This window comes from Mesorhizobium sp. M1423 (genome assembly GCF_040317575.1).
Taxonomy (GTDB): domain Bacteria; phylum Pseudomonadota; class Alphaproteobacteria; order Rhizobiales; family Rhizobiaceae; genus Mesorhizobium.
Genome location: NZ_JAMYKU010000062.1, coordinates 1 through 7,262, shown reverse-complemented (window position 1 = coordinate 7,262; position 7,262 = coordinate 1). Strand labels below are relative to the sequence as shown.

General features: G+C 58.2%; 7 protein-coding genes. All 7 read left to right on the top strand.

What is annotated here, in order from left to right:
- On the top strand, nt 1–1,503 hold a 1,503-nt coding region (locus NKG95_RS33835; protein ID WP_353043826.1), incomplete at its 5' end, for an RHS repeat-associated core domain-containing protein.
- Nucleotides 1,504–1,535: 32 nt separating this feature from the next.
- Nucleotides 1,536–1,910: a hypothetical protein gene (locus NKG95_RS33830; protein WP_353043825.1), complete on the top strand. Its 375-nt coding sequence runs from the start codon at nt 1,536–1,538 to the stop codon at nt 1,908–1,910.
- A gap of 1,000 nt (nt 1,911–2,910) precedes the next feature.
- Entirely contained in the window at nt 2,911–3,624 is a 714-nt protein-coding gene (locus NKG95_RS33825; RefSeq protein ID WP_353043824.1) for a PilN domain-containing protein, read from the top strand.
- Between the two features lie 2 nt (nt 3,625–3,626).
- Entirely contained in the window at nt 3,627–4,226 is a 600-nt protein-coding gene (gspM, locus tag NKG95_RS33820; RefSeq protein WP_353043823.1) for a type II secretion system protein GspM, read from the top strand.
- Nucleotides 4,223–4,768, top strand: coding sequence for a hypothetical protein (locus NKG95_RS33815; protein ID WP_353043822.1), 546 nt, complete (start codon nt 4,223–4,225; stop codon nt 4,766–4,768). The genes gspM and NKG95_RS33815 overlap by 4 nt, the downstream gene beginning before the upstream one ends.
- A 200-nt stretch (nt 4,769–4,968) precedes the next feature.
- Nucleotides 4,969–5,673, top strand: coding sequence for a hypothetical protein (locus NKG95_RS33810; RefSeq protein ID WP_353043821.1), 705 nt, complete (start codon nt 4,969–4,971; stop codon nt 5,671–5,673).
- The coding region (locus NKG95_RS33805; protein WP_353043820.1) for a GspE/PulE family protein at nt 5,670–7,262 on the top strand (1,593 nt) is incomplete at its 3' end. The genes NKG95_RS33810 and NKG95_RS33805, both read left to right, overlap by 4 nt.

The following is a 7,262-nucleotide window of genomic DNA, read 5'->3' as shown; positions in this document are numbered from 1 at the left end:
AACCGCGTCACCACGGCCAAGGGCGCCACGGTCCTGCTCGACGATCAGTATGCCCGCGATCTCATCGGCCGCATCACCGGCACGACGGGGCTCACGGCTGCCGACAGCTGGACCTATGGCTACGACAAGGCCGACCGGCTGACCTCGAGCGACAATTTTGGCAACAACACGCTCGACGAGACGTTCGTCTATGCCGCCAACGACAATCTGACCTCGCGCACACGCGTTGCCGGCACCTATGTCTATCCCGCGGCGAGCGCAGCTCGTCCGCATGCGCCAACAGCGGTCGGCGCCAAGGCGCTCACCTACGATGCCAACGGCAACATGACCGCCGACGGCACCCGGACGCTGACCTGGGACGAGGCCAACCGGCTGAAGACAGTCACGCAAGGCTCCAGCGCCGTCTCGCTGTTCTACGGCCCGGACGGTGCGCGAACCAAGAAAAGCTCTAGCTTCGCCACCACACTCTATCCCGATGCTTCGGTCGAGATCGATCCGGCGACACCCGGAGCGGAGATCTACACCCGTTACCCCCACCCCGACGTCAAGGTGACCGGCGCCACAAAAACCTTCCTGCACCGCGATCACCTGGCCTCTGTGCGCCTGGTCACCGATGCCGCAGGCGCCATCGCCGAGCAGACCAACTACGCCAGCTATGGCGAGCGCCTCAACATCGGCTTCCAGACGCAGAAGTCCTATATCGGCGAACGCTTCGATCCCGAGACAGGCCTGCTCTACCTCAATGCACGATACATGGACCCGGTGCTCGGAAGGTTCATCTCACCGGATGACTGGGATCCGACCAAGGAAGGCGTTGGCACCAACCGCTATGCCTATGCCCAGAACGATCCGGTGAACAATGCGGATAACAATGGGCATCAGAGCGGCGCGCTTGATGCGCAAGCAAATGCGACCGCTGAGCGGGCCGGAGATTCAAAGGATAAAGCCCAGGACGCAAAGAAGGAATCGGCCGACAAAACCGATAAATCGCTCCTAGCAGATCGTCGCAGTCGCAAGTCACAAAAGAATAAGGCTGCTAATGAATTTGACCCGAGCTTGCCTGGTTGGCATACTTATATGGTCATCAATAAGATCTGTGAAGATTGCTCTAAGGAACAAGCGGATGTGCTTACTCGTTTTGCATTTCCGGGCCAAGATCCAGAAAAGCCAGTACAGAACCTAGAGATTAATACGGTTCGCGATCCTTTCATAGGGCTTATTCCTGGTGGAAAAATACAAACAGCAGTTAGCCCCGACAGACTTACAGTTACTAATCGAACCTTGCGGGAGCACATTTTCTATGATGGCAAAATTACTAGGAAATTGGAGCAAAATCCTTATAAAGGATCATGGTGGGCTACAACGCTGGGGACAGGTAACAATAGAATACCTGGCATGAATAAAGTGAACGAGCTAACCGGCCCTGAAATATTCAATCAGGTCGATCAAAACATGAGAGAATACATTGATCAGCGACGCAGAGGAGCGCAGCTTAACCAATGAGAAACACCGTTATATTGATAGTGACTTCTATAATGCTCGCTATCTTTCAGCCCTTAAGCCAAGTTGGTTCTGTCGCGGCCGGGCAGGCACCGATAAAAGTAGTTGTTTTTCACGTTGAGGAAAGCGAAAAGTTGAGCTTTTTCAACTCAATTTCGAATTTTTCACAAAAATATGGCTTTGAAATAGAAATATACCCAACAACTCCCGATGGAAAATATTTCACTATAGAGATGCATAACACAGATATTAAACTTGCAGGTGGAAATACGTTTGCAATAGAGCCCAAGGAAAAGGTTACTCTTGCGTTTTATACCGACGATGAATCTAGAGAGAATATTCTGTATGCAGAATTTATCTCGCGAAGAATGATTCTTGAAATGGATGAATTTGATGTTTATGAGCAATAATAATGTCCTGTCGCCTCCGGAGGTATCCGGAATTGCGGTGACAGCTCACCTTTGGCTATGTTTGCGCGCTGATGTGGGCTTTGGCGTGGTGCCAAGCGCCGATCCGTTTCAATTCTAACGAAACAACAAAAGCTAACGAATCGACTCTGCAGAATTCCCTCCTGATGTCCCCGTCACATAAGCAACTGTAATCTCAGTCTAAAAGCCTCAGCAGAGAATCAGCTGGGGCGAGGCGCGGCTGATCTGGCGACACTCAACGAGCAGTTTCTCGACGTCTTCGACTAGTGGCTCGATGAGCTGCGAGGGGTCTGGAGCGCGTTGTTCCCGAGGTGCGAATTTCGGTGGCGGTGCCCGTCTTATCGCGTTCGCCGGACCTTCATTGTATAGATTGACTGCATGGCGGTGCGCGCTCGCCAAAGTGCCCCGCCTGCGGCAATCTACGCGCCGCGTAAGAGAACCGGGCATGTTTTGTGAGGCGCTTCGCGCGTCGTTGCCACGGATCACCTACGGAATCTAGAGCATCCGCGCTCATCACCAACAAATCCTCACAAAGCTGTGGCTAATCCGCTCTCCGCGCTCTCGCTGATATCCGTGTCACACCAGCAAATGTAATCTTGGTCAGAAACCTCGGCCGAGAATCAGCTGGGGTGGCGGGCGGCCGGTCGTGGCAACACTCAATGAGCAGTTCCTGGATTTCTTCGACTGGTGGCTCGATGAGCTGCGAGGGGTCTGGACGCGCGTTATTCCTGAGCGGAAGCGATTCTACACCGGGGACTGGATGGTCAGCATAGCGGATGACGGCATCCGCGTGCGCGCGGCGGATGCGCCGAAATTTCAATCCAATCCTCTGGTGCCGAACGCATCGGCGGACGAGACTTCCGCGCTTTTCCAGACTGCGCTTCGGCGCAAACGGCCGACGTTCGAAATCCAGATCCAATCGGGGTTGTTTCTGACACGGCAACTGGCGACGAGACGACTGCCGCTTCGGCAAGCGAGAAGCATGGCCGAACTCGACCTGCTGGCCACAACGCCGATCGACCCGGCACAGGTGCATATAATCTTTGCCAAACATGCGGAGCAGGACTGTTGCTACCACGTCGTGAGGACGAAGACGCTTGCAGCCGTTCTGGAAAGTGTCCGTCGTGTCGGTGGAACGCTTGGCTCACTGTCTGTGATCGATGCAGACCGGGCGCGACCGGCCGATCAGTTAAGCTTGGCTGCCATTTGGCCGCCGACAGAACGCGACCGCCGCGCCAGAACTGCATGGACAACGGCGTGTTCAGCCTTGCTTGCTGCAGCGCTCATCACCCTCGGCCATGCGCAATGGCGTTATTGGCAGGCCGGAATGGAACTCGACGCGCAAATCGCCGATGCGCAAATCCTGGCCAAGGCAGCGCGATCCTCGCTGCAGAAACGCCAGGCAAACATCGAACAGATCGACAAAATCCGGAACGAGAAAAAGACATCCGCTTCGCTGGTTCACGTCTGGGCCGAACTAACGCATCTGTTTCCTGACACAGCCTGGCTGACCGACCTGTCCGCCAAAGGCGGCGAGTTGACCATCACTGGGTTTTCAACCTCAGCTGCCGAACTGATCGAGCCGCTGGACGCATCTCCCCTGTTTGCGGCACCCGAATTCGCGGCACCTGTCGTGAAGGTTCCGGGCCAGGACGGCGAACGCTTCACCATCACCGCCAAGATTGGAGCGCTCTGACAATGCTCTCCCCCATCCTTAACGCCCGCCCGATGGTCCGACGCCTGATCGCGCTAGCCATCGCGGCGGCAGCAGCCTGCACAGCCGGCTGGATGGTGTTCATGGCATTTGACAGTGTCGCCTCGGCAAGGGCGGGGATCGATGAGAAGCGAGAGAATCTCGGTCAATTGCAGGCCGTGACAGTACTGGCAAATCGTCTGGAGGGCGCCCCCGGTCCCGCCACTGCAGCAAATCCTGAATTTTTGACGGGCGACAGCGAGGCGGTCATTCGCGGCGGGCTTCAAACTCGCTTGAACGCGATTGCGGCATCGAATGGGGTAACGGTGTTGTCGGCAGGCAATGCACCGCCGCTCAGCGAAGCCGGAGTCGACTTCATCGGGTTGCGGGCAAACCTGTCGGGGCCTCTGGAAGGCGTGCACAATGCCATTCTCGCTATCGAAACCTCGCTTCCGGTCCTGTTCATCCGCGAGGCCACTTTGCGAACGACGGATGTCGGACCGGCGGCCGGCCGAACGGCAGACCCGGAGCTTTTTGCTGAGATTCTGTTCTATGGGCCGTTGCAGACAAAGGTGGCGTCGCCATCTGGCGGGGCAAAACCATGACCGGCAAATTCGCAGCACCAGTCCTGGGGGCAATGATTGCCGGCCTCGTGGCGGTCAATGTGGTGCTCTACGATACGCCGGTCGATATTGCACCGATCGTTTCCGAAAAGGGGCGCGACGGAGGGTTGGCACCGAGCTCGCCGGGATCACTCCAGATTGCCGATCTGGGCGACTTCACCGAAACTTTCGAACGGCCTCTGTTCAGCCCAACGCGCAGAAAATTTGTGCCCGAGCCGGTCGAGCCGCAGCCAGTCGCAGTCGCCTCCGTGGTCGTCGTGCAGCCGGCCGCGCAGAATGTTACACCGGCAGTTGCGCCGTCACTACTTGGGATCAGCATTCATGGCGGATCGGCCAAGGCGCTGCTGCGGATCGCCGGAGCCGATAGTGCTTTCTGGTACGGCAATGGCGAGATTGTCGATGGCTGGACCATTTCCACGATCGACAAAGACCAGGCCGTACTGGAGCGGGACGGCAAGGTCGCACGCATCTCGCTTTACCCGTCAGCTCAGGATGGCCAGCCCGCGCGGAATGTCGGCCAATGACCGAGGGATGCTCTGAGGACGAAAATGGAAACGCGGGATTTTCGCTCGTTGCTGTGCTGGTCTTCATGCTGATCGTATCAGCTATCGTCGTTCCCTTTGCCGTGACGGCAAAAACACGGTTGATGATCGCCAACAACGGGGTCGAGCAGGAACGGCTGTCGCTGCTTGCCGAAGGCCTGGCCAATGTGGTTTCGAGCAAATTGGCCAATGGCTCAGGGACGGAAAAACTGCCGCTGGATTCCACGCCGGCAGATTGCCGATCGGGAGAATTCACCTTCGGTGTCCGGGTACAGGACCAAAGCGGCCTGATCGATCTCAATGCCGCGGATGCTCATTTGCTGTCGCTGGGTTTTGCATCGCTCGGCTTCGATCGACAGACCTCAGAAGACCTGGCCGAAGCGGCTATCCAGTTCCGCGGCAGCACGAATGCTTTCGCCGCGCAGGCAGAGCCTGCAACCTCCGTCGGGCCGGCTCAAGACAAGCAGGCGCCGTTCGAATCGGTCTCTGAATTGCAGGAGTTTTCGGCGCTTGCTTCGACGCCGCCGCATGACCTCTACGATGTCTTTACGGTTTTTTCGAAGCGCGGCACGCTCAGCCTCGACAGCGCTTCGAGCCGCCTCCGAACTGTCCTCGCCGGTGCATCCGGGAGTGGCGCTTCGACCACGCAAGGGTCTATCGGAGCGTTTTCGGTTGAAGTTATAGCGAGGCGAGATGGATCGGGAATTGCGGGCCATGCGGGTTTTGTCAGCGAGAAATTCCCGGCCAGTGCGGCAGGCTTTCGGCGTCTTTCAGGAAGTCCCGTCGCGGAACCCACGAACCATGCAGGGACGACGACATCCTCCAGAGACTGTGACGCGCTATTCGGGACTGCGGTAGCGCAGATCCTAAGGAGATGGGCGTCATGAACGTGGCCGCCCGGACCTCCAGCGTCGAGGCGTTTCTTGCTTTTCTCGAAAGCGAGAAAGTGCTGAGCGCGCACGCAGCCCAACGCGCTTTGGGAGCGTCGAAAACGTCGGGGCACCCGTTCGATACGGTGATGACGGAACTCGGGCTGATTGGCGAACAGGAGCTTGCCGACAATCTCAGCCGCTTTATGAACCTGCCGTCGCCTGCCGACATTCCAGAGCAGTTCAATCCCGAGCTGTTCACGGGCGTTCCGCTGATCTACCTGCGTGAAAACGGGATATTGCCGCTCGAGATCGACGCACAGCACCTAGTCGTTGCGGTCGCCGATCCGTTCTCGTCGGCGACGATCGATGCGCTGGCATTTCACTATGAGCGGACGCCGGCGCTCAGAATACTGCCCAGGCGGATGATTGCCGAATGCATCGACCGGATTGAGCAGTCGGCCAAGGCTGTTTCATCCGATTCAGCTACTACCGAGGCCTCGGATTTCGGCCCCGACGACCTGGAACGGTTGAAGGATTTTGCCCGCGAGGCGCCGATCGTCCGCTTTGTCGCCGACACCATCCACAAGGCGGTCGACGCGAGAGCCACCGACATCCACATCGAACCGCTGGAGGACCACGTCCGCATCCGCTTCAGGCATGACGGCATGCTGTCCACCGTCGATACCGCACCGGCCGCGATGCTGTCCGGCATTTCGACGCGTATAAAGATCCTGTCGCGGCTCAACATAGCGGAACGGCGGCTGCCACAGGATGGAAGGATGCGCATTGCGGTGCGTGGCCGGGATATCGACCTTCGTGTCTCTGTCATTCCGTCCATTCACGGCGAAGCGATCGTGCTCAGGATTCTCGACCGCGCCGGTACCGAGCTGCGGCTGGGAAAACTTGGCTTCGACGATGCCGCACAGGCCAAGATCAGAAGCATGTCGCAGTCCGCCAACGGCATCGTGCTGATCACCGGGCCGACCGGTAGCGGCAAGACGACGACGCTCTATTCAATCCTTGCCGAGCGCTCGCGGCCGGACGTCAAGATCTTCACGGTCGAAGACCCGGTCGAATACCGCATGGCGGGCATCACCCAGTTGCAGGTCAATCCTGCCATCGACCTCGATTTTGCCTCCGCACTCCGTTCGATCCTGCGTCAGGATCCCGATATCATCCTGCTTGGCGAAATCCGCGACCGTGAGACGGCGCAAGTCGCGGTCCAGGCCGCTTTGACCGGCCATCTGGTGTTTTCCACGCTGCATACCAACAGCGCGGCCGGCGCGCTGACCCGCCTTCGCGACATGGGCATCGACGGCTATCTGCTCGGAGCGACGATCCGGGGCGTCATCGCGCAAAGGTTGCTGCGCCGCGTCTGTCCGGCTTGCCGTGAGACGGATCAAACAGGTTCCACCTGCCGCACCTGCAACGGCTCCGGCTACAGCGGGCGCACCGTGACCTACGAAATGCTGCAGGTATCGCCGCGTATCGCCGAGCTTATCGACCAGGGCGCCGGTGAAATGGAGATCGGCAGGGTTGCAGCGGAAGACGATCTCGTTCCGATGGCGGTCCATGCGAAGGCACTCGCGCAATCGCAAGTGACC

Coding starts and splice junctions, on each gene's coding strand:
- NKG95_RS33830 (WP_353043825.1), top strand. CDS start 1,536: ATGCTCGCTATCTTTCAGCCCTTAAGCCAAGTTGGTTCTGTCGCGGCC.
- gspM (WP_353043823.1), top strand. CDS start 3,627: ATGCTCTCCCCCATCCTTAACGCCCGCCCGATGGTCCGACGCCTGATC.
- NKG95_RS33815 (WP_353043822.1), top strand. CDS start 4,223: ATGACCGGCAAATTCGCAGCACCAGTCCTGGGGGCAATGATTGCCGGC.
- NKG95_RS33825 (WP_353043824.1), top strand. CDS start 2,911: ATGGCCGAACTCGACCTGCTGGCCACAACGCCGATCGACCCGGCACAG.